Source organism: Thermus kawarayensis JCM 12314, assembly GCF_055393575.1.
Genome location: NZ_AP043757.1, coordinates 35651 through 57628, shown reverse-complemented (window position 1 = coordinate 57628; position 21978 = coordinate 35651). Strand labels below are relative to the sequence as shown.

Annotated in this window: 18 protein-coding genes, 1 pseudogene and 2 CRISPR repeat arrays (1 of these 21 running past the window's edge); of the genes and pseudogenes, 10 read left to right on the top strand and 9 right to left on the bottom strand. The window is 68.9% G+C overall.

Annotated features, from left to right (window positions below; genetic code table 11):
• Positions 1-7 precede the first annotated feature (7 nt).
• From csm4 to ACZ5RK_RS11485, 7 genes are read left to right on the top strand one after another with little or no spacing between them, the layout of a single operon-like run.
• The gene (gene csm4, locus ACZ5RK_RS11515) at positions 8-889 is read left to right on the top strand and encodes a type III-A CRISPR-associated RAMP protein Csm4 (RefSeq protein ID WP_464910142.1); all 882 of its coding nucleotides are present in this window, start codon (positions 8-10) and stop codon (positions 887-889) included.
• Entirely contained in the window at positions 877-2031 is a 1155-nt protein-coding gene (gene csm5, locus ACZ5RK_RS11510; protein WP_464910141.1) for a type III-A CRISPR-associated RAMP protein Csm5, read from the top strand. The genes csm4 and csm5 overlap by 13 nt, the downstream gene beginning before the upstream one ends.
• Positions 2032-2060: 29 nt before the next feature.
• Entirely contained in the window at positions 2061-3971 is a 1911-nt protein-coding gene (locus ACZ5RK_RS11505; protein ID WP_464910140.1) for a hypothetical protein, read from the top strand.
• A 45-nt stretch (positions 3972-4016) separates the two neighbouring features.
• Positions 4017-4430, top strand: coding sequence for a hypothetical protein (locus ACZ5RK_RS11500; RefSeq protein WP_464910139.1), 414 nt, complete (start codon positions 4017-4019; stop codon positions 4428-4430).
• Positions 4408-5346: a hypothetical protein gene (locus ACZ5RK_RS11495; protein ID WP_464910138.1), complete on the top strand. Its 939-nt coding sequence runs from the start codon at positions 4408-4410 to the stop codon at positions 5344-5346. The genes ACZ5RK_RS11500 and ACZ5RK_RS11495 overlap by 23 nt, the downstream gene beginning before the upstream one ends.
• Complete coding sequence (locus tag ACZ5RK_RS11490) at positions 5343-6056, top strand: hypothetical protein (RefSeq protein ID WP_464910137.1); 714 nt, start codon at positions 5343-5345, stop codon at positions 6054-6056. Before ACZ5RK_RS11495 ends, ACZ5RK_RS11490 begins: the two co-directional genes overlap by 4 nt.
• Before the next feature lie 9 nt (positions 6057-6065).
• On the top strand, positions 6066-6578 hold the full coding sequence (locus ACZ5RK_RS11485; protein ID WP_464910136.1) for a hypothetical protein: 513 nt from the start codon (positions 6066-6068) through the stop codon (positions 6576-6578).
• 12 nt (positions 6579-6590) lie between these two features.
• On the opposite strand, the gene cmr6 is transcribed toward ACZ5RK_RS11485, so the two are convergent.
• The 6 genes from cmr6 to cas10 are packed head-to-tail and all read right to left on the bottom strand — an operon-like array spanning position 6591 to position 12915.
• Positions 6591-7628, bottom strand: a complete 1038-nt coding sequence (gene cmr6, locus ACZ5RK_RS11480) for a type III-B CRISPR module RAMP protein Cmr6 (protein WP_464910135.1) — start codon at positions 7626-7628, stop codon at positions 6591-6593.
• Positions 7625-7984: a type III-B CRISPR module-associated protein Cmr5 gene (cmr5, locus tag ACZ5RK_RS11475; protein WP_464910134.1), complete on the bottom strand. Its 360-nt coding sequence runs from the start codon at positions 7982-7984 to the stop codon at positions 7625-7627. Before cmr5 ends, cmr6 begins: the two co-directional genes overlap by 4 nt.
• A 3-nt stretch (positions 7985-7987) precedes the next feature.
• Positions 7988-8839, bottom strand: coding sequence for a type III-B CRISPR module RAMP protein Cmr4 (cmr4, locus tag ACZ5RK_RS11470; protein WP_464910133.1), 852 nt, complete (start codon positions 8837-8839; stop codon positions 7988-7990).
• Positions 8840-8850: 11 nt separating this feature from the next.
• Positions 8851-10086 carry a type III-B CRISPR module RAMP protein Cmr1 gene (gene cmr1 / locus ACZ5RK_RS11465; RefSeq protein WP_464910132.1) on the bottom strand — a complete coding sequence of 412 codons (1236 nt, stop codon included), beginning with the start codon at positions 10084-10086 and terminating at the stop codon, positions 8851-8853.
• Positions 10083-11168 carry a type III-B CRISPR module-associated Cmr3 family protein gene (locus ACZ5RK_RS11460; protein ID WP_464910131.1) on the bottom strand — a complete coding sequence of 362 codons (1086 nt, stop codon included), beginning with the start codon at positions 11166-11168 and terminating at the stop codon, positions 10083-10085. Before ACZ5RK_RS11460 ends, cmr1 begins: the two co-directional genes overlap by 4 nt.
• Complete coding sequence (gene cas10 / locus ACZ5RK_RS11455) at positions 11158-12915, bottom strand: type III-B CRISPR-associated protein Cas10/Cmr2 (RefSeq protein WP_464910130.1); 1758 nt, start codon at positions 12913-12915, stop codon at positions 11158-11160. Before cas10 ends, ACZ5RK_RS11460 begins: the two co-directional genes overlap by 11 nt.
• A gap of 457 nt (positions 12916-13372) precedes the next feature.
• Positions 13373-14327: direct repeats of the CRISPR family, unit length 37 nt; unit sequence AGTCGCAATCCCCTTACGGGGCTAAGTGGTTTGCAAC.
• A 51-nt stretch (positions 14328-14378) separates the two neighbouring features.
• Here cas10 and ACZ5RK_RS11450 point away from each other — a divergent pair.
• Positions 14379-14678, top strand: a complete 300-nt coding sequence (locus ACZ5RK_RS11450) for a hypothetical protein (protein WP_464910129.1) — start codon at positions 14379-14381, stop codon at positions 14676-14678.
• A gap of 6 nt (positions 14679-14684) precedes the next feature.
• On the opposite strand, the gene cas1 is transcribed toward ACZ5RK_RS11450, so the two are convergent.
• The 3 genes from cas1 to ACZ5RK_RS11435 form a co-directional block, all read right to left on the bottom strand.
• On the bottom strand, positions 14685-15632 hold the full coding sequence (gene cas1, locus ACZ5RK_RS11445; protein ID WP_464910128.1) for a CRISPR-associated endonuclease Cas1: 948 nt from the start codon (positions 15630-15632) through the stop codon (positions 14685-14687).
• Positions 15633-15716: 84 nt separating this feature from the next.
• Complete coding sequence (locus ACZ5RK_RS11440; RefSeq protein ID WP_464910127.1) at positions 15717-17330, bottom strand: IS200/IS605 family accessory protein TnpB-related protein; 1614 nt, start codon at positions 17328-17330, stop codon at positions 15717-15719.
• A gap of 115 nt (positions 17331-17445) precedes the next feature.
• A complete protein-coding gene (locus ACZ5RK_RS11435; protein WP_464910126.1) occupies positions 17446-18594 on the bottom strand; it encodes a TIGR02710 family CRISPR-associated CARF protein in 1149 nt (382 codons plus the stop codon).
• A 255-nt stretch (positions 18595-18849) separates the two neighbouring features.
• On the opposite strand from ACZ5RK_RS11435, the gene ACZ5RK_RS11430 reads away from it, so the two are divergent.
• Complete coding sequence (locus ACZ5RK_RS11430; protein WP_464910125.1) at positions 18850-20013, top strand: ATP-binding protein; 1164 nt, start codon at positions 18850-18852, stop codon at positions 20011-20013.
• A 174-nt stretch (positions 20014-20187) separates the two neighbouring features.
• Positions 20188-21845, top strand: a pseudogene (locus ACZ5RK_RS11425) (IS1634 family transposase).
• Positions 21846-21920: 75 nt separating this feature from the next.
• Positions 21921-21978: a CRISPR direct-repeat array (repeat unit 30 nt; unit sequence GTTTCAAACCCTCATAGGTACGGTCAAAAC); it runs 2017 nt beyond the window's last position.

Genomic DNA, 21978 nt, shown 5'->3' with positions numbered 1-21978 from the left:
GGCCTGGATGCGGGCGCGCCTTTACCGCCTCTACTTCCGGGGCCCCCTGAAGGCCCTCCCCCGGGCCCCCACCCTCATGGGCCACCTCTTCTGGTGGTACCGCTACACCCACGGGCGGGAGGCTTTGGAGGAGCTTTTGGAAAGGTTCCGCCAGGAGCCCCCTTTCCGCCTCTCCAGCGTCTACCCCGAGGGCTGGCTCCCCCGGCCCAAGCTTCCTCCCGCGCAGGTGGAGGAGACCACCCTGCGGAAGGCCCTGAAGGGGCTCTCCCTGGTGCGCCTGGAGACCTTTAAGGCCCTGGCGGAAAGGGGAGAGGAGGCCCTTTTGGAGGCCCCGGAGGTCCTGGGGGGAGCCAGGCCCCCGGAGCCCCCGAGGCTCCGCCGGAGCCGGGTGGGCATAGACCGGGCCACGGGGGCGGCGAGGCGGGGCATCCTCTTCACCCAGGAGCTCCTCTTCCCCGACCCCCGTGTGCCCCACGCCCTCTACGTCCTGGGGGAGCCCCCCTTTGACCTCGGGGAGGCCCTGGCCTTCGTGGGTGAGATGGGGTATGGGGGTGGGGCCAGCGTGGGCCTGGGGCGGTTCCGGGTGGAGGGCCCCCTCGAGGTGGACCTGCCCGAGGCCCAGGCGCCCAACGCCTACGCCACCCTGGCCCCAGGGCCCCTGGAGGGCGCCCTCTACTACGAGGTGGAGCCCTACTGGGGCCGCCTGGGGGCGGGGCACGGGGGGAAGCCCTTCAAGAGGCCTTACCTCAGGACCCGGGAGGGGAGCCTCTACCGGGAGGTGGGGAACGCCCTTCTGGACGTCACCCCTGAGGAGCCTCCCGAGGAGGGGGCGCGGGTGTGCGAGGTCCTTGCGGTCTTTCCCCTGGGGGTGCGGGTATGGGATTCCTGAGGAGCTTTCGCCTGGAGCTGGAGGCCCTGAGCCCGGTGCACGTGGGCACGGGGGAGGCCTACCCCGCCTACGCCTACGTGCCCGACTTCGCCAAGAAGGAGGTCCACCTCCTGGACCCCGCGGCCCTCCTCCTCGCCCTCCCCGGGGAGAGGAGGCGGCAGTACCTGGAGAAGGTGGCCCAGGGGCCCAAGGCGGCCCAGGAGGTCCTGCGCTACCTCTTGGAGGCGGGCCAGCTCCCGGAGGAGGCCATCCTCCGCACCGTGCCGGCGAGCCCCGCCTTCCTGGAAACCGTCCGCTCCGCCACCGAGGAGGCCCTCCTGGAGTACCGGCCCCTCCCGTACTCCCCTTTGGGGGCCTACCTCCCGGGCTCCAGCGTCAAGGGGGCCCTGCGCACCGCCTGGCTCTTCCACCTCCTGGTAGAGGGGGGCCAGGTGGCGGAGTTTGACCGGAGGGCGGGGGTGTGGCGCCTCCGGCCCTGGAGGGAGCGGGACGGAGAGGCCCACGTTTACCCCTCCCTGCGCCCGGACCTTAAGGAGAACCAGGCCTTTGAGGGGGTGGTCCTGGGCTACGCCCGGGAGGGGCGTCGGGGGATGAGCCTGGACCTCTACCAGGACCCCTTCCGGGCGGTGCTCCTTTCGGACTCCGGCCCCACCCCCACCTTCCTGAACCGCATCGGCGTCTTCCACCCCACGAAGGACACCTCGGGGATGGTCCTCCTGGCGGAGACCTTCCGCGTGGGCACCCGCTTCGCCCTCACCCTCCGCCACCACGAGGGTCTAAGCCGGGACTGGGACGGGAAGCGGGGGGTTTCCACGCCCCTGCCTCCCGAGGCCCTGGTCCGGGCCCTCCGGGACTACTACGGCAAGGTGGCGGAGTGGGAAAGGGCCTTCGCCGAGGACCACGGGCTTAAGCGGGCCCTGGAGGTCTACGAGGCCCTGGCCGAGAGGCTAAGGGACCTCGAGGCCTTCCCCCTCCGGGTGGGCTTCGGCTCAGGGCGGCTTTCCTTGCGCCTCGCCCTCCTCCTCCCCGAGGACCACCCCGAGGGCGGGGAGCCCAAGACCCGGAAGACGGCGGGGGCCCGCAGTCCCCAGGACGGCTACCCCCTGGGCTGGATGGTGGGGCGCCTTCAGGCCTTGCCCTAGGGGGAGGGGTGGGGCTATACTTTGCCAAAATGTCTCGCCTCTACCTCTCCACTCTAGGCAACGACCCTATCCCGGCCCTCATGGGCCTGAGGTTCGCCCGGAGGCTCGGGTGGAGGGGGAAGGCGGTCTTCCTGGCGGAACGCCTCTGGGACGGGTACGAGGCCAAGCGGGAGGCCTTCCTCGCCCTCCTCCGGGAAGAGGGGGTCCCCTACGAACTGGTGCCCGCGGCGGGCAGGGATGGGGCCCTACCCCAGGACCTCCCCCTCTCCGAAGGGGTCCTCGTCAACCTCACCGGGGGGAGCAAGCTCCTCGCGGCCCTCCTCCTGGAGAGGGTGCGGCGGGTGGGGGGAAGGCCTTTCCTCCTGGATGCTCACCGTCCCTTGGAGCGCCCCAGGGCCCTCCTTCTCTGGGAGCCCCTCGGGACCTTGGAGCTCGGGGAGGGGGAGATGGCGGACCTCCAGGACTACCTCCGGCTGCACTTGGAGCCCGCGGGGGCCAGGTGGCTGGAAACCCCGCCCCCGCCCGCCTTCCCGCAAGGGGCTAGGGCGGTCCAGCTTCTCGCCCTGGAGGACGGGGTGCCCATGGCCCTCGAGGAGAGAGTCTTCTTCGTGGTCCACCTGGGCCAGCCCTACCTGGTCCGGCCCCACCTGGGGGCTTCGGACCGGGAACACATGAAGAAGGAGCTCATGGCGGCCTTCGCCGAACAGGCCCGGCGCCTTGGAGGGGAGCTCTGCCGGGCCGTGGTGCCCTGGCACCAGAAGGCCCTGGATCCCCACCAGAGAAGCCGTTGGCTGGAGCGGTGGCGCACCTGGGCCCAGGCCACGGGGGTTCTTCTGGTGGACCCGGGCAAGCCCCTCGGGTCCATTCCCAGGAAGCCCCCGCTCGAGCCCTCCGAGCCACCCCCGCCCAAGGCGGGGCCGGTCCTCCTGGCGGCCCTTTCCGAACAGTCCACCCCCCTTTACGGGGCCATGCTGGCCTACAAGCCCAAGACCCTCTACCTCTTCGTCACCCCCGAGATGCGAACCCGCCTGGACTGGTTCCTGAAAGGGGTCAGGGGGCGTGGGATGAAGACCCACCCGGTCCACCTGGAGGGCCCTGGGGACCTGAAGGGCGCTTACCGCTTGGCGAGGCCCGTGGTCCAGGAGGCGAGAGCCCGGGGCTTCCCCCTCCAGGTCCACCTGAACGGGGGCACCCACGCCCTGGCCACGGGCCTTTACCTGGCGGCGGAGGACCCCGCCCTCGCCCACTACCTCGAGGGAGACCGCATCCGGGAGCTTTCCGGCGGGGAGCGCCCTCCTCCCTGGGAGGAGGGGGAGCCTGGGGAGCTCCTCGCCACCCGGGGGTACCGCCTGAGGGTGGGGGAGGAGTGGCGGGGGCTCGGCCTTGACCGGGACCTCCTCGGGCTCGCCCTGGACCTCCTCGCCCGCTGGCCTGAGGTGGAGAAGGCGTGGCCGGAAGATCCGGGGGTCCGGGCCTTCCGGGAGCGCTGGGAGAGGCTGTCCGGGCACGCCTTCGGGCCCCAGAGCCCCAAGGAGGGCCTTCCCTTGGAATACGCCGTCTTTGCCAGCCTGGCGCAGGCCTTGGAGCCCAGGGGAGGGAAGGTCCTTCCCCCGGGCAGACTGGAGCCTCTCCGGGGTCAGGAGAACCTGGGCGATGACCAGGCCCCGGAGCTGGACGGCCTGGTCTACTACCGCGGCCAGCTTTTCCCCGTGGAGTGCAAGCCGACTCCCAACGCGAAGTTCTGGGGTCGGGTGGAGTTCATGGAAAGGCTCGCGCAGAGCGTGGGGGGAAGCCGGGGTAGGGCCCTTCTCGTGGTCAACACCTGGACGGGGGACCTTAGCCGTTCCTCGAGGCACCTGGTCTACCTGGCCTTGCGGCCGGAGGCGCTTCCAGAGGGGGTGAAACGCTTTCCGGAGGATCTTGGGGAGGTGTTCCCGTGAGAGGGGTCAAGGCGTGTGGGAGAAGGTCTTGCTTAGGAGGTGGGCATGCTTTTCGTCAGGGCGCGTAACCCAGAGGCCCTCGCCGCCCGGGCCCGCTTCCTCAGGGAGCAGGCCCGGCGCAGGGTGGGGGTCCTGGAGGCCAGGTGGAAGAAGAGGCGTCTCGTGCTGGAGAAGGCCCTGGCCGAGTTCCAGCGCAACCTGGAGCACCTGCGGGCCTTGGAGGCGGAGGAGCGCTACCCCAGGGCCCAGCTGGCCCAGGCCCTGCTTCGGGAGGAGCTCCGGGTCCGGAACCTGGAGGAGGAGATAAGGAAACTGGACGAGACTTTTCGCATGGCCGCCCTGGAGGTGTACCGCAAGGCGCGGCTCAAAGTGGCGAGGTTGTCCTCGCGGAGCGGGCTTTCCCTGGACCTGGACACCCTTTTCCCGGAGGTGAAAGATGAACCTGTGGGCCACCCTTAGGAACATCCGCGCTTACCGCTTTGGCATGAGGGACGGCAAGGCCTTTTCCAAAAAGCACGCCTCCTTGGCCTACCTGGCGGTGCCCCCCTTCCCCAAGGAGCTCGCCGAGCGCTACCGCAGGGGCATGGAAGCCCTGGTGCACCGCTACCAGGCCCAAAGGGCAAAGCTGGAGAAGCGCCTCCTCCAGGTGCGGCACATGCGCCAGGCCATGGAGCGGGTGGTGGGCCAGGACACCCCCACCCCCGAGGTTTTCGTCCACATGTTGGCCTCCTGGGGGCGCTACGCCCTCCTGGGAGTGGTGTTCCTGGCGGAGCTGGTGTACAACAAGCTGGCGGCCGACACCCTGGAGGTGAACCAGCTGGAGGCTTACACCATCGCCTTCATCGCCACCTTGGTGATGTTCTGGATGGGCCACGAGGGGGGGAACTCCTTGCGGAAGCGGAACCTGCCCATGGTGGCCATGGTGGCCGTTCCCGTGCTCATGGCCGTGGCCTTCGCCTTTCTGCGGGTGGACTTTACCCGGCGCATGGCCCAGATCAACGGGGACCCCCAGAACCCCTTGGCCCTTCCCGCCCTCCTGGTGCTGGGCCTGGGTCTGGTGGCCTTCACCTTTCTCCTGGGCTACCGGGCCCCCCACGAGCGGGAGGTCCTCCTGAGGCGTTACCTGGAGCACAAGAGCCGGGAAAAAGCCCTTATGGCCAAGCTTCTGCACCTGCACCACGGGGCCCTGCGGCATCTGGACTACCTGGGGGCCCGTTACCGGGAGGAGGTGGCCGCCTACTGGCGCGGTTTCGCCCGGGCCTGGCCCACCTGGGACCCGGCTCCCGAGTTCGTGGGGGCCCTTCCCCCCCTGGACCCCCCTAGGCTCCCCCCGGCCCCTCCCGGCCCCGAGACCCTGGAAGCCCAAGCGGTATGATGAGTTTTCTCCTCCTCCTGACCCTGCCCTTCCTGGGCGGCAAGGAAGACTACCAGGTGCTGGTGGCCCTGGGGTGCAGCGCCCCCAGGCACCTGCAGAACGAGTACCGTTCCATGTTCGCCAACGAGGTCCTGCCCAAGCTTTCCGCGCGCCTCGTGGACCGTTCCCTGCGCCTGACCATCGCCCCCATCACCGGGCGGTCCTACACGGCCCCCGTGCGGGTGCTGGAAACCCCCGATGCCCTTAACGAACCCCGCTTCCGGCTGGAGCGCTACCGGGCCACCTTCAAGCGGGAGGCCCTCCAGGCCTTTGACGAGCTCCGCCGTGGGGCCGCCCTCCAGTGCTCCCGGGGCACCGAGATCGTGGGGGCCCTCAAGGCGGCGGGGGAGCGGGCTCGAGGCCCCGGAAAGATCCTGGTGATGGCCCACGGCTTTGAGCAGTCCGAGCTCGTGAACCTCTACAACTACCACCTCCGGCTGGAGCGGGCGGAGGTGAGGGAGGGGCTTTTTAAGCGGATAGAGACCAAGGTGGGCCTGCCCAACCTCAAGAAGCAGGAGGTGTGCTTCACGGGGTTGAGCGCTGGGCAAGACAACAACGCCAACGCCCGCCTCACCGGCGCCATCAAGCTCTTCTGGGAGGAGCTGGTGAGGCGGAGCGGGGGTACCCTGGTGGGGTACGGCTTCTCCCCACGGGTGTGTCAGTTCTGGTAGGGGGAGGGAATGGGCTTGGTCTGGCAAAGGAGCGGGGACCCTCTGGGGGACTTCCTGCGCCTGGTCTTTCTCCTGGAGGAAGCCCTGGAACGGCTCGGGGCGTGGCCGGAGGGCACCCTGGGGGAGAAGGTGAAGGCGGTGGAGGGATACCTGGCGGAGTGGGGCGGGGGCGGGCTGGTGCGGGAGCTTTGGGAGCTGGTCCGGTTGCGCAACCAGGTGGTGCACGAGCGCAAGCCGGTGCCCCATGAGGCCCTGGTGGAGGGGAGCCGGGTGGTGGCCGAGCTCCTCCAGCTTCTGGAGCGCCAGGCCGTCTTCACCTGGCCCGAGCTGGTGGAGCGGCTGCAGGTCCTGCGCCGCTTTCCCCCGCCTCCAGAGTTCAAGGAAACCGTCATCCTGCCTCCCGAGGCCCGCGCCCCCGAGGTGCCCCCGGGCAAGAGGCCCCTGGAGGTGCCCCGGCGCCCCTGGTCCCAGCGGCCCCTGGCCCTTCCCAGGAGGAGCCTCGGCCGGAGGGGGTTCCGGTGATCCCGGGGGCGCCTAGAGGCCCAGGCGTTCCAGGGCCTTCCTCAGGGCCTCGTTCCTCTTGGCCCACTCCCGAAGGTCCCGGGGGTTGCTGAGGAAGCGCTTCTCCTCTAGGAGCGCCCTGAAGCGCCGCGCCTCCTCCTCGGGGAAGGCGGCTATTAGGGGAGCGTGGGCCTCCAAAAAGGGCCTGAGCTCCCGGTAGCTGAGGCCGCGTAGCCGGGTTTCCAGCTCCGCATACCTGGGGTCCCGGGAGGCCTCGCCGCCGGGGGGCCGGGGGGCTTCCCCCTCTAGCCCCATCCGGCCGTACCCCGAGGAGGTCTTGCCCCCCACCCCCTCCTCCCTCAGGGCCCAGGCCAGGATCTCCCAGGCGGCCCCAAGCCAGGGGCGGGCCGCCTCCCGGTCCACGCCCGGAGCCGGGGCCATGGCCAGGAGGAAGGTGCCCGTGGCGGAGAGAAAGGGGACCGGGGTGGGGCTATCCCAGTCCGCCGGGGGCTCGTCTTCCCCCCGGTAGTAGGCGGGGTGGTGGGGGTTCAGGAGGTCGGGGTGGAGGCGCCACTTCCCGGGGAGGGGCAGGGCGTCAAAGAAGACCACCAGGCCCTGCTCCTCCGTGGTGCCGAAGAGGGCCGCCTGGGCCTCGCCCCAGTGGAAGCGGGCCAGGTGGCGCCGCCAGGCCTCGCCCTGGAGGTAGAGGTGGGCGTAGCGGCTGGCCAGGCCCTTGAGGGCCGAGCCCGGGATGTAGGGCACCCCGTAGGTGCGGTGCAGGGTGAGGGAGGTCTCCAGCACCCCCTCGCCCCCCAGCCCCACCACCAGCCGGGAAAGGGTCTGGGCCTGGCGCGCCTCGGCCCCCACGGCCTCCAGGGCCTTGCGGTACCGCTCAAAAAAGGCCCGGTACTCCCGGGGCTCGGGGATGCGGGCCACCTCCCGGACCAGCTCCCGCTTAGCCTCGGTGTCCTCCCGGTCCGCGCTTCTCAGGAACTTGTCCAGCCAGAGGCCCCGGTGGGGCTCCTCGTTCCGGGGAAGGCGGACTCCTTCCAGCGCTGTCCTGCGGCTCACGAGCCCTCCTTGGGGTCCTCTATGAGGGCCTGGGCGAAGCGCTTGAACCACTCCGCCGCGGCCAAGACCTCCCGGGTGAGGCGGAGGTACTGGAGGAGCTCGGCCTGCCGGGCGGCCTCCGCCAACTCCCGGAGGTCCCGGTAGCCCAGCACCTGGGCCAGGTCGTTCCCCAGGGCCCTGTGGGCGTCCTTCCCCCGGGAGTCCACGAAGGCCAGGGCCTGGGAAAGCCCCGCCTGGCGGACCAGGACGGGAAGCTTTAGGGCCATGTCCCGGTACTCGCCCCGGCCCTCGCCCTTGGCCGCCTCCCGGACCTTCTCGTAGGCCTCCTGGGCCCATACCTGCCAGCGGGTGCGCACGGCCTACCTCCCCACCACGATCCGGCAAAGTCCCCGGCCCACGGTGGCCTTGCCCCCAAGCTGGACCACCCCTTCCAAGAGGCCCTTCACCAGGGCGAAAACGGCCTCGGCGGGGAGGTCCTTCCCCCTCCTGCGGGAGGCCTCGGCCCGGAGGAGGCTGTAGAGCACGCTTTCCGTGGGCAGGCTCTCCTCGTACCAGAGGGCTCCCCGGGCCACGGTCTTGGTCTCGTCGTCCAGCCGGATGCGGGCCACCACCTCCGTGGCCGTCTCCAGGAGGAAGCTCATGAGGTCGTCGTGGACCACCACCAGGCGGCCCTTCACCGGGGCCTCGAGGCGCTCGGCAAGCCAGTCCTCCCAGGCCCCGGCCCCCGCCTCCTCCCGGGCCTTGAGGTCCAGGTCCTCGAGGTAGACCTTCCCCCCGGGTTCCCGCACCCGGGACCCGGGGGCCAGGAGGGCCTGGGTGGGGTCCGGGACCCCGGGGACCCCGGGGACCTGGAGGCCCACCATCCCGGCCTCCCTGCGGAAGCGCTCCAGGAGGTAGGGGCTCGTCACCAGGGCGAAGACCCCGCAAAGGCTGCGGACCGGAAGGAGAAGGAGCTTGGCGTCCCCCACCTGCACCGCCCCGGCGTGCTCGGAGGCGCTCTCCGTGTCCGGCCCGAAGACGGCGAAGAGGGTGTCCTTGTGCCAGTCGGAGGCCCGGTCCCGGAGCACCCCCTTGAGGGAGCTTCCCGGCAGGTAGGGGATGTTCGTGGCCTTTTCCCGGGCGATGGGCAGGTCTATGGCCCCGATGCCTTGCCCCGTCCCCGCGTGCAGGGGGGAGAGGGCGTGAAGAAAGAGAAGCGCCGCTTGGCTCATCCAAACCTCCTTCAAAGGCTTTTCACGAAGGCCAAAACGGGGTCCACCTGGCCCCTTAGGGGCGGGATCTGTCTGGCCTCCCCGGGGGTGAGCCAGGGGTCCACCTCCCAAGTGCGGTCCTTACCATGCTCCAAGACCAGCTTTTTCCCGGGGAACCGGGCCCCCTCCAGGACTGCCACCACGCAGGGCCTCTGCCCCTCTCCCAGGGGTCGGAAGAGGAGGGGGCTCGCCCGGCGGTCCGTGTCTTCTAGATCGGGCTTCAGGACCGTGTCTTCGGGGTCTCCCCCGTCTTCGAAGTGGAAGATGATGGGCAGGCCGAACTGGGCCCGGGGGAACTTGCGCACGGGGTGCCTGGGCGGGTACGTGGAGGCGTGCCGCCCCGTGAGGCGCCGCACCTCGTCGGGCTCGGGCCAGAGGGAGCGGCCAGGGTTTCGGGGGTTGCCCCCCCCGGGCCGGGCCTGGCGGAAGGCCTGGTAGCGCTCGGCGAGCTCCCTCCAGGAAAGGGGCACCACCCGCACCGGGCTACTGGGGGTGAGGTGGGGCACCCCTTCGGGCCACCCCTCAAGGCGGCTGTAGCGCCGAAGCCCCTCCCGGACCTTCTCCTCCGTGGGCGCCCTGGCTCCTTGGGGGAGGAGGGCGCCGAAGCCCCTCCGGGTCCGGGCCCCGATGCCGCCAAAGATCTCCCAGGCCCAGAGGGCGGCCCCCAGCTCCTCGGCCAAGTTCAGGTTCTTCACCCGCTCGGGAAAGCGAAGGCGAAGGCGGAAGGACACGTCCACGCGCACGGGGTAGTTCTGGGGGTCCTGCTCCGTGCGCCGCAGGGGGAAGGCCAGATAGGGGTGGGCCACCTCTGGATGGGCCCGGGCTAACTTCTTTCCGGGAACGTCCGTGAAGGGGTAAACTTCCCGGCCCCTCTCCAAAATCTCCACCTCCACCGCCACGGGGGAGGCCCCGCTTTCCCCCGCGCTTCCGAAGAGGGCGCTTTCCAGCTTCCGAAGTTCCTCCAGGCTTCCCTGGGCCTGCCAGCCCCTCAGGGCCCGCCACCAGAAGCGCAGGTGCCCCCGCACCTCCGTGGCCCGCACCACGCTCACGGGGTCCGCCTCCCTGGGCTCCACCCCGCCCCCGAAGAGGGGGGTGAGGAGGGTGTAGACGCGCTCCCAGGTGAGGATCCGCGCCCCGTCCTGGCGCACCAGGGCTCCTCCCTCCTCCCTTCGCCTCGGCGAAAACGCCTCCTGAAACGCCCTTCTCATGCCTCCTCCCAGCGACCGAGCTTCCCCTCCCAGACCCCCAAGACCGCCAGGCCGAACCCGTCCCTCCGGTCCTGATCCCCATCGGAGAGGTTCTGGAACCAGACCTTCTCCGCCCAGTCCCGAACCTCCCCTTCGCCCCAGCCCTCCGGGAACCGCAGGAAGTAGACGCTCCCCGCGGGCACCGCCCGGCGGCTCGGCTTGGGCTTCCCGCTCTTCAGGTCCCAGCCCGAGACCGCCAGGGGCCTTCCCACCACCGCCGCCACCACCCTGGCCCCGCCAAAGGCCCCGTCCTTGGGAAGGTAGGCTCCTTCCAGGAAGGCGGGGGTGAGGAAGACGAGGCGGGCCGCCCGGAGGCGCACCAGGCCCTCCACCAGCTCCCCGGGCAGGGGCGGAACCCCAGGACCCCCCCTTTGCCAGAAGGCGAGGCGCCTCTCCCCGCCCAGGGGGAAGACCCCCTCGGGCTCCGGCCCCTCGGGCCAGAGGGCCAGGGCGAGGCGGCGCCTTTCCCGGGCGAACTCCAGCCCCGAGGTCTGGAAGAGGAACCCCTCCCGGGCCGTCTGGGCCGCGGGGTCCAGGGCCACGTGGGTGCGGAGCTCGGGGGTGGGCCCGCCGTGGCCCTCGGGGGAGAAGCCCTCGGGGGCGTCCTGAAGGAGCCACTTCAGGAAGCTCTCCCAGTACCAGAAGGCGGGCAGGGAAGCGGGCTTCTCCTTGAGGGCGGGGCTGGGAAGGCCCACGGGCGCAAGCCCCTCTGGCAGGTTGGTTCCGGCTCCCTGGGGAAGCTCCAGGGGGCGGAGGGGGTAGACGGCCTCTCCCAGCTTCAGGGCGTCCAGGGGCCGGGGCACCAGGAGCTGCCACCCCTCCCTTCCCTCCTCCGCCAGGAGGGGGCCCCGGAGGCCCCACCCCAGGACCTCCTCCGCCCTCTCGGGCAGGGGAAGGCCCTCCAGGAGGGCGCGGCGGGTGCGGTAGGCCCCGGCCAGGGTCTGGGGAAGGGGGAAGGGGAGGCTTCTGGCCCGGGCCCCGGGGCTATTGGTGAAGGGCCTGCCATCCCGGACGATGAGGGGGTCCCTGGGCTCAATGAGCATCCCACACCTCCCGGCTCTCCACGGGCACGCCCGCCTGGTCCAGGGCCTCGGCGAAGGGGCGGGCGAGGAGGAGCTCCTCCGCCAGGCGGCGCACGTCCTCCCCGGTGCGGAGCCACGCCTTAAGCTCCTCCCGGTAGGCCCGCTTCATCTCCTTCCTCCCCAGGATGCGCAGGGCCTCGGCCACCAGGGCCTCGTGGGAGAGGGCCCCTTTCGCCTCCTGGGTGAGCGCCCAAAGCTCGTAGGCGGCCTTGGAGGGCACCTCCCCCGCCCGCAGGAGGTCGGCGTAGCGGAGGAGGCGGCGGGTGAGGGGAGGGCTCTCGTCCCACCGGCCCCGCGCCATGCGCTCGGAGCCCGAGCGGGGGCTATAGGCCACGCAGAGGGCGTTGCGCTTGGGCTCCCCCTCCTTGGCCCACTTCTCCGCCTTGCGGGCCAGGTCCAAGGCGTCCTGCAGAGGCTCCAGGTGGTGGACCACCGCCAGGCCCACGGAGAGGCTGGGGGCCTGGCCACCCTGTCCGAAGGGAGCCATGACCTTTTGGAAGCGCTCCGCCAGGGCCCTTGCGGCCATGAGGGCCTTGTGGAGGGGAAGGAGGGCCAAGACGTCGTCCCCCCCGGAGTAGACCAGGGCGCCCCCGTGGGCCTCCACGATGCCCTTGACCCGGGCGGCGAACCCCAGGGCCAGGGCGTTGGAGAAGCGGCGGTGCTCTTCGGGGCTCTTGAGCCGGTCCAAGGTCTCCCCCATGCGGTCCCCGTCGGCGTGGAGGAGGGCGTAGTAGGCCCCGGGAGGCGCCTTCACCCCTCCCCGGGAAAGCTCCCTCCAGAGCTTCCCGAGGCGGTCTCGGGCCTCCTCCAGGCGTCCGGGGTCTTCGGCGAGGGCGGGGAACTCCTCGAGGCGGCTCTCGTACAGGAGGCGGACGTCCCACTCCCCGAAGGGGGTCTCCCGCAGGGCGGGGTGGTGGGTCCTGGCCCGCGCCTCCTCCCCCACCAGCCTCCCCAGGTCCTCCAGGGCCTTCCTCAGCGCCCCCTCGAGGCCAGCCCTCCTGACCCCTTCCCAGAAGGGGAGGGCCGCCACGTGGGTGGTGCTCAGGAAGCCGTGCTCGGTCTGCCACCAGCGCTTGAGGAGGTCCGGGCCCGAGAGGTACTCCCCCGGGCGCAGGCCGAGGCGCACCCGGAGGCGGTCCGCCTCCCTTTCGGGCAGGCGGAGGACGCTCTCCCGGGCCCCGTCCAGGGAACTCTTGTAGGCCGGGCTTCCCCAGGCCACGGGGGCGAAGTCCCGGGTGTTCTTGCGGGCCGCCAGGAGGGCCATGAGCCGCTCCCGGGCCCCGGGGTAGTCCCCCTTGAGGGGGAGGTGGGCGTAGTAGCCCTCCAGGAGGTCCTGGACCTGGGCCAGGGCCTCTTCCCAAAGAAGGTGGTTCTTGCGGGGGGTAAAGACCTCCTCCGCCCGCGCCAGGAGGTAGTTCTTGGCCGCCCTCAGGGCCGCCTCCCCCAGGGCCTCCGGGTCCTTCCCCTCCGGGACCCGGACCAGGAGCACGTTGGGGATGCCCGCCTCGGCCAGCCTCTCCAGCCCCGCCCCGTCCTCGGGGGCCGGGAAGATGAGGTTCTCCGCCCCCACCTCCTGGGCGAGGGTCTGGGCGGCGCGGGCGGCGGCCTCGGAGAGGAGGCGGCTTCCCGCGAAGAGGTCCCGGGTCCTCCGGGCCGTGGCGATGAACTCCTGCACCGGGCCCAGGGCGATAGCGAGGAGACGTTCCATAGATCCCCCTCTTTGGCCTCCAGAATACCAGGCTTCCGGGAACCCCATCAAGGGCTTGCTAGCCCCCCAGGGCCTTCTCCAGTTCCTGGGGAAAGCGATACACCCCGGGGACGCTCCCGTGAACCTCGGACCTTCTCCCGCTCCCGAGGATGACGGCTCCGGAGGTTGGCACTGTGGTAAGGCACCACCGCAAGGCAGAGCTGGCCCCCGAGGGTCCTGGCCTCCTGGGCGAACTGGGCGAGGGCCTTCCGGGACATTTCCTTCCGCTCCTCCCCGAGGGAGGGCCTGAACCAGTAGGGCCGGCCCCGGTAGACCACGAAGAGCCCGTCCTTTTGGGGAAGCCGGGCCGCGCGGGCCCCCGGGGGGAAGGTCTGCGGTGGGGGGGTTTCCACAAAGGGCAAGGTAAACCGGGCCTTGCGTCATAGCCGCTTTGAAGGTCCAGTATACCCTGCCCGCCAACCGCAATCCCCTTACGGGGCTAAGTGGTTTGCAACCTGGGTGGGTCAAACCACCTACGCCGTCTACATCCAGTCGCAATCCCCTTACGGGGCTAAGTGGTTTGCAACCCATTGACGAGCCCGGGACCTTCTGGAGCGAGTATTCCGAGGTCGCAATCCCCTTACGGGGCTAAGTGGTTTGCAACTGCGACTCTCCCACATCGCCTTTCTCGGGAAGGGAATCGTCTGGTCGCAATCCCCTTACGGGGCTAAGTGGTTTGCAACACCTGCCCGAGGGGCGGGTGGACGAGTGGCCCCTGGACCCCAGGTCGCAATCCCCTTACGGGGCTAAGTGGTTGGCAACCTGTCCACCGGAAAAACCGCCTTCAAAGGCAATGAACTCGGTCGCAATCCCCTTACGGGGCTAAGTGGTTTGCAACTAATAAGGGTGTGCAATTTGACTTCACGGGCCTTGTAAACAGTCGCAATCCCCTTACGGGGCTAAGTGGTTTGCAACTAATAAGGGTGTGCAATTTGACTTCACGGGCCTTGTAAACAGTCGCAATCCCCTTACGGGGCTAAGTGGTTTGCAACCAGGACCTTCTTGATTGGAAGGTTTTCGAGGAGGCCGGGGAGTCGCAATCCCCTTACGGGGCTAAGTGGTTTGCAACTCAATGCTGAGGGTGCGCTGGGTGCTGGTGGGGGACTGGTAGTCGCAATCCCCTTACGGGGCTAAGTGGTTTGCAACGAGTTTGGGCGGGCTTTCCGGGTTTTGACGGCTAATGAAGTCGCAATCCCCTTACGGGGCTAAGTGGTTTGCAACCTCAAAGTTGAGGCGTGGGTTCGTCTTAAGCAAGAGGAGGTTAGTCGCAATCCCCTTACGGGGCTAAGTGGTTTGCAACTTTATATCGCTGAGCGGGATGGCTATGGGCTGGTATCGTCGCAATCCCCTTACGGGGCTAAGTGGTTTGCAACTCTACCCCCCTGAGAACTCCGTCCTGGACGGTGCCCTCAGAGGGGGGGTTTGTGAGAAAGATGAAGTCTGGAATATGCATGGGGCGAATAACGGAGGTTTTTGGGAGTTTCTGCCGTCCAGAACTTACAGCAAAAGGGGCGATGAGAAGGAGAAAACGCATACTGCCCATCCCCAAGGGAAGAACTGGCTTTCAAGGTCCCCACCTGGAGGCCCAGGTCAGGGGAAGTATAGCACACACAGCAACCTTGGAGCGGGTCAAAGTTTATAGGAAGAACGCCGTCCAGGAGATAGCTATGCTTTTCAAAGCTCAAGGAATGGCTTTTGCGCCGCAATTTTGCGCACAGGTATAGCGTGGCCTATCGCCAGAGGTAGAAGGGCGTGTACTCCCCCCTCCCCAGAAGGGCCGCCTTCAGGCGCCGGGCCTGGACCTCTATGAGCTCCACCAAGGGCTTGCGGAAGCCAAGGGGGTGGGTCATCTCCTCCCGCAGACGCTCCTCCACCAGGGCGATGAGCCGCTTCCGCCCCTCCTCCTTCAGGTACACGCCCCCCTCCCGCACCTCAGCGTGGGAGGGGGTGAGGAGTCCCCGCCGGAAGGCGGAGAGGACCACCTGGTCCACGGCGGGCACCCGGAACTCCTCCATGAGGTCCAGAGCCAGGGCCGGGCTCCGCCGCCCCTCGGCGTGGAGAAAGCCCACCTCGGGGTGGAGCCCAGCCAGCCGCACCGCCACCAGCGTCCGCCCGAGGAGCAGGGCGTACCCGTAGGAGAGGGCGGCGTTCACCGGGTCCCTGGGCGGTCTACGGGTGCGGCCCGAAAAGCCATACTTCCCAAGGAGCCGCTCCAGTCCCCGGAAGTAAGCCCGGCTGCCCTCACCCTCGGCGCCCCGGAGGCGCTCGAGGCCCGTGACCCTTTCGGCCCGGGCCAGGGCCTCCGCCACGTCCCCCGCCTCGGGAAGGCGCTGGCGTTCCAGAAGGGTCAGGGCCGAACGGAGCTTGCCTGCCACGAAGGCCTGGGCCAGGGGTAAAGCCTCGGCGGAAAACTGGGCCCGGAGGTGGCCTGGGTGGGGGTCGGGAAAAGCCCCCGCCACCCCGTGGAGGAAGCCCTCCAGGGAGTAGAAGAAGACCGGCACTCCCTGCCGCAGAAGGAAGACCATGGCGGGGGTGGAGAGGCGCACGTTGCCCCAGACGGCCACGGAGCGCACCTGCCGGGCGGGAAAGCCCGCCACCTCCACCCCGTTCTCTTCCAGAAGAAGCCTCCCCTGCCGGAGGCGCAGGGTGCCCCCCTGGTGGGTGAGGTGCAGGGTCACGGTTAGAACTTGGGCCAGGGGGGAAGGGGCCTAAGGCGCTCGTCCAGGCCCGTGAGGAAGTCCCGCAGGCGCTCGTAGTCCTGGTCAACCAAAGCGCACATTACTGCGCGCCGGCCCTCCACCAGGATGAGGACCTAGGCCAACCCTCCACCCCTCCCACGGTCCCCCGAAGCCGCTTTCCTGTCCGGGAAACGCATTGAGGACGGGCTTGAGGGGAGAGAGATCTCTCGGCACCTCTCGCCCGAGGAGGGGAAGGAAGAGACCTACCCTCAAGACCCACCAGGGATTAACACCGGAAGAGTTCCTTCCATAGGTAAACCCCTTCCGGCTCCCTGGAGAGCCCTGAAGGCTTGAAAGCAAGGAGAGGTAGCGCTCAACTTTCCCGATCTCCCGGGAAAGCCTTCGCTTGAGGTAGGGGTTGGGCTCCGTATTTTTCTTCTCCCGGAGTTCCTGGACCCTGGAGGCGTAGAAGCCCTCGGCGTAGGCGAGGAAGGATTCGTCGGAGAGAAGAGCTTGGTAGCCCTCAGGAAGCCTCTCCTGGAATCCCAGAGCTCTTCTCCCGATGACGAGGGCGGCGGCCACGTCCTTGGAGAGGGAAAGCTGCGGGGCGTACTTCAGCATCCCTATCGTGGAGGTGTCCTGGGGGTTCACCTCCAACACCTCCACGCCCCGCTTCCTGGCGAGGGCGTGCACCTTCCTCAGGAGGGAACGGTAGGCGAAGCGGTGCGCTTTCCTCCGGAAGGCCCTGCCAGAGCCATCGCCCCTCATCGTCTTGCGGAGGTATCTGAGGCGTTCCGTGGCGATGGCCACCCCGCGCTCCTCGGCCAGGGAGACCACCTGGTGGGCCACCTTCCAGAGGACCAGTTCCTTCGCCCCCTTGTTGGAAGCGGCGTCCACCTCTTCCAGGGAAAGGGTCAGGTGGCGCCTCAGGTTCCCGTCAGGGGAGACGAGGGCCAAGGCGAGATGGTAAGGGTCCGAGTTCACGTCCAGGGCAAGGACCCCGTTTTCCTTCGTGATCGTGAGAGGAGCGGGCTCCTCCTCCCAGGTAAAGGTGGCGTAGACCTTGCCCCCCTTGAGGGTGAGCCCCACGTTGTAGGGGAGGGAGGCGTACACCCTCTGGAGGAGGGCGTTAAGGTTCGGGTGGCCCGTCTTCACCAGGGCGTGGGCGTGGCTCCCGTCCCCCAGGTTGATCCGGAGCCACAAGCTCCCGTCCTTGACGAGGAGCCTCAGGTTGAGGTTGCCCCCCTTGGTCCTGTCCCCGCGGGAGTAGAGAAGGCCCTGACGCCTTTCCCGCCACTCCCGTTTGAGTTTCTTGAGGGCTTCGCCGGAGAGGTGCCCCCGCTTCAGTCGCTCAAAGAGCTTCCTTCCCCCGAAGACGACTTTGCGGGGGTCTTCTCCTCTCTCTCTGGTGGAGTCTAAGGTAGCCTGGGCTTTCAAGATGGCGTCGTCCGCGTGGCGGGTGTTGAGGCGGAAGAGGGTACAGAGGGGGCCGTCCTGTCGTTTGAGCTCTTCCCGGTCCTTTCCCTCTAGAAGGCGGTTGTAGGCGTAGCGCACGGCGGCGGAGAAGCGGCGCATGAGGTCCAGGGTGGACTTTTGGTCTTCTCCAGAAAGGAAGACCAGGAGGGCCTGGGCCCCGGTGAAGGCCTTCTCCTTCTTCCTTTTCCTGGGCCTTCCCCGCGAGGTAGCTCCGCTGACCACCGACGGCCTCCTGTGAGGGAGTATAGCCCCTCCGGGGCTTTTCATCGTACGGGACTCGCCCGGGTGAGGCGGAAGGACGCGAAGGCGTGCGAGCGCTTGGGTGAAGAGGTGTGCGCTATGCCCCAACTGTTTGCACCTCCCGCTCCACGGGCCTCGTGCCGTGAGCCAGGATGCTCTCGTGTCTCCTCTGCAGGAGGGCCTGGAGGCGGTTTTTCTCCCCAAAGAGGCGCTGGGCCAGGGTGCCCTGCTGGCCAAAGGCCAGGTCCAGCTCAAAGGCCGCCTCCAGGAGGTCCATGAGGCCCCGGGGCTTCAGGAGGCGCTCTCTCAGGCTCTGCGGGAAGCCCTCCGGCCAGGTCTGGTGGTCCTTGAGCACGAGGCCCAACCGCTCGTGGATGTCGGCTTCCGCGGCCAGCTCCAGGGCCCGGTAGAGCCTCGCCAGGGCGTCGTCAAAGCGGCCGAGCTCCGCCCGGCGTTCGGCGTTGGCCAGGAGGTCCCGGAGGAGGGCGAAGGTGGGCTTCCCCCCGGCCTCCACGGTGGCCTTCAGGTGGGGGAGGAGGGCTTCCAGGCCCTGTAGGACCCGCACCTTGCCCCCGTGCCCCCAGGCCTCGGCCACCGCCAGGGCCACGGGGAGGTGGGAGGAGAGCTTCTCCAGGGCCTCCCGGTGCCGGAAGCGGTCCCACTCCATGAGGCCTTCCACCACGCCCCTCATGGCCCCGTAGAAGCGGGCCTCCGAGGGGGAAAGGGGGCGGCTCAGAAGGCTTTCCAGCTCAGAGAGGGCCATGCCCAGGTTCAGGGCGTTCCAAGCCCGGGTGAAGCCTGCCCACTCCTTCAGCCCCAGCCGGGAGGTGGGGTCCTCCAGGGCCCGGAGGCGCTCGGCTCCCGGGAGGACCCGGCCCGTCCCGGGGTCGCGCCTCTCCCCGCCCACGTAGCTGAAGACCACGCCCCGCCCCGTGAGGGCCAGAACGAGCCCCGCCGCCATGGGCTTGGTCCACCCGGTGAGGTCGGCCACGATGGCCGTGGCCTCCCATTCCAGGGCCTTCCTCAGGGCGAGGAGGGCCTTCTGGTAGGCCTCGAGGAGGCTTTCCGCGTCTTCCAGGAGGAGGGTGTGATGGCGGAAGGAGGCCCCGTAGTCCCTTAGAAGCTCCGCCGCCACGGGATGGGAAGCCTGGCTGGCCAGGAAGACCACCCCCTCGGGGGCGTGTTCGGCCAAGGCCACTTCCAGGGGCTCCCGGGTGGTGCCCACGGTGAGGATGAGGACCTTCATGTTCCCATTATGGCTCCCTGGCCGACCAACGTTTCAAACCCTCAGTAGGTACGGTTGAAACTTGGCCATAAAAGGGCAACGGCCCCCTGGAGGGCTGCGCGTCCTGCGCCGGGCTATCGGGACCCCAGGCCCAGCCCGGTGGAGGGCTTTTACGACAGCCTCTTATACTCGGGGAACGGCGGAAGAAGATACACGACTTCTCGCGGCACCTTCATTTCCTTGCTTTTTGGACATCGTAATGCTAAATTAGCAGGGATGATACCCCAACGTCTGCAACCCCTGCTGGAAGCCCGCCTGGAGCAGGTTCCCGTGGTGGTACTCACCGGCCCCCGACAGGCGGGCAAGACCACCCTGGCCCTGGAGGTGGCTAAAAGGCGGGAAGCCCTCTACTTAGACCTGGAATCGGAGGCCGACCGGGCCAAGCTCTCCGCCCCCGAGCTCTACCTGGAGGCCTACCTGGGCCGCCTGGTGATCCTGGACGAGGTCCACCGCATGCCCGGGCTCTTCCCCCTCCTCCGTAGCCTCGTGGACCGCGCCCGCAGGCGGGGCTTGCGAAGCGGCCTTTACCTCCTCCTGGGCTCCCTCTCCCCCGAGGTGAGCCGCCAGGCGGGGGAGAGCCTGGCGGGCCGGGCCAGCTACCTGGAGCTTTCCCCCTTTGACCTGCTGGAGGTAGGCCGGGAGGCCGAGCCCGTCCTGTGGCTCCGGGGGGGCTTTCCCGAGAGCTTCCTGGCCTTGGGGGACGAGGAGAGCTTTCGCTGGCGCCTGGACTTTCTCCGGTCCTACGTGGAGCGGGAGATCCCCCTCCTCGGGGGGCGGCTTCCCGCGGAGGCGCTCCGCCGCTTCCTCACCATGCTGGCCCACCTTCAGGGGGAGCTCCTGAACACCTCCGCCCTGGCCAGAAACCTTGGCCTGGACGGGCGCACGGTGAACCGCCACCTGGACTTCCTGGTGGACCTCTACCTGCTAAGGCGCCTGCCTCCCCTGGAAGCCAACGTGGGGAAACGCCTGGTGAAAAGCCCCAAGCTCTACCTGCGGGACAGCGGTCTGGTCCACGCCCTCCTGGGGCTCCGGACCCTGGAGGACCTCCTCGCCCACCCTGTGGTGGGAAGGAGCTACGAGGGCTTCGTGGTGGAAAACCTCCTCCGGGTGATTCCCGAGGGGTGCGAGGCCTACTTCTACCGCACCCGGGCCGGGGCGGAGGTAGACCTGGTCCTCCTCCTGCCCGGGGGAAGGCTCTGGGCCGTGGAGGTCAAGCGAAGCCTGGACCCCAGGCCTTCTCGGGGGTTCCACGAGGCCTTGAAGGACCTCGAGCCCCGGGAGGCCTTTGTGGTCTACCCGGGAGGGGAGACCTTCCCCGTGGGGGAGGGAGTCCTCGCCGCTCCCCTCGGGGCGGTGATGGAGCGGCTCTGGAGGGGGTAAGCGCTTGCGCTCTGGTCTCGCGACCCGGGTCTATCCGGCCACGCTACCCTTGCTGGTGAGCGGTTGGCCAGGGCCGCGTAGCTCCCGGTGGGGGACCTTTACGACGGCCCCCAACCCACATTCCGCACCCCTCCTTCCCCTCGTTAGGATTTTAGGAAGGCAGCCACACCCGACCTGCAGGTGTACGACCTCGGCCACCTGGGCCTGGTGGCCAGCATCGTGGACCGCATCGGGCTGGTCCCCCTGGTGGACGAACGGGTGGGCCCCCGCCCGGGGGAGAAGGTGAGCACGGGGGTGGCCCTGGTCAGCCCCGAAGGGGCTACCTTGTAGGCGGCCATTCTGAACGCCCTGGGCTTTGTCTTTTCCCCCCTCTACCTCTTCGGCCACTACTGGGAAGGCAAACCCACGGAGTGGCTCCTGGGGGAGGGCATCACCCCAGAGCTTTTCCAGAGCTTTTGAACGACGACCGCATGGGCCGCATGCTGGACGTCATCTACCAGGCGGGGGTGACAGAGCTCTTCCTGGAGGTGGCCAATGTCAGCGAAGCTACCTTGAGGGCACGCCAGGCCTTTCCCTTGCCGGTACGGGCCCTGCATGCGGACGCCACCAGCTTTCACGTGCACGGGCGGTACGGGGAGGGGGAGGAAGAGGGGGCTATCCGCCTGGTGCAGGGGTACAGCCGGGACCACCGCCCGGACCTGAAGCAGTGGGTGATGAGCCTGGTGTGCGCGGACACGGGGGGCATCCCTCTCCTCTTCGCTCCCCAGGACGGGAACGCCAGCCACGCCAAGACCCTGGTGGCCCTGGTGTCCCGGTTCCGGGAGGGCCTGGACCTGGGGGAGGTGGGGGTGCTGGACGGGGCCAGCTACAGCCAGGAGAACCTGGGGGCCCTGCAGGGGTTCTCCTGGGTCATGCGGGTGCCGGCCACCCTCAAGGAGGCCAAGGTCCTGCCGCGCAAGGAGTTACCCCAGGAGGCCTGGAGGTCTCTGCTGCCGGGCTACCGGGGGCTGGAGGTGGAGCGCGAGTACGGGGGTGTGCGGCAGCGCTGGCTGTTGGTGGAGAGCCAGGAGCGGGCCAGGATGGAGGAAGCGAGCCTCCAGCAGCGGATAGCGCGGGGCGAAGGGGAGGCGCAGGTCAGCGAAGCTACCTTGAAGGTCCTGGGCCAGCTGACGGCTCGGACCTTTGCCTGTGAGGCGGACGCCCGGCGGGCCCTGGAGGAGGTGAGCCGGGGGCTCCCCTACCACCGCCTGGTGTACCTGGGGGTGCGGGAGGAGAGGCGGCGGGGGAGGGTGGGGCGTCCCAGGAAGGGGGAGGTTCCAAAGGTGGTGGGCTACCGTCTCCTGGCCCGGGTGGAGGTGGACGAGGGGAAGGTGAAGCAGGCGAGGCGGGGGCTGGGGCGGTTCCTCCTGGCCACCAACGTGCTGGACCGGGAGAGGCTTCCCCCTCAGGAGGTGCTGAGGCGGTACAAGGACCAGGCCCGGACGGTGGAGCGGGGGTTCCGGTTTCTGAAGGACCCCCTATTCTTTGCGGAGAGCACCTTCTTGAAGCGGCCCGAGCGGGTGATGGCCCTGGGGATGGGGATGGCCCTGGCCCTTCTGGTGTACGCCCTGGGGGAGTGGGCGCTGAGGCGGAGGCTGGAGGGGACGGGGTCCAGCCTGCCGGACCAGAAGGGGAGACCCACAGCCAAGCCCACCTTGCGCTGGGTGTTTCAACTGTTCATGTGGGTTCGCCTGGTGGAGCTGGGGGGCAAGTTGCTGGTCATCAACCTGGCTCCCCATCACGAGAACGCGGTGCGCCTCCTGGGGGCCGGGCGATATTACCTGCTGGAGTGAAGGGGGTGCGGAATGTGGGTCATAGGTACGGTCAAAACACGTACACGGCCCCCCAGTCATGAACGGCACGCCACAGTTTCAAACCCTCATAGGTACGGTCAAAACCTGGGCGAAGGGCTCCACCAGCACCGCC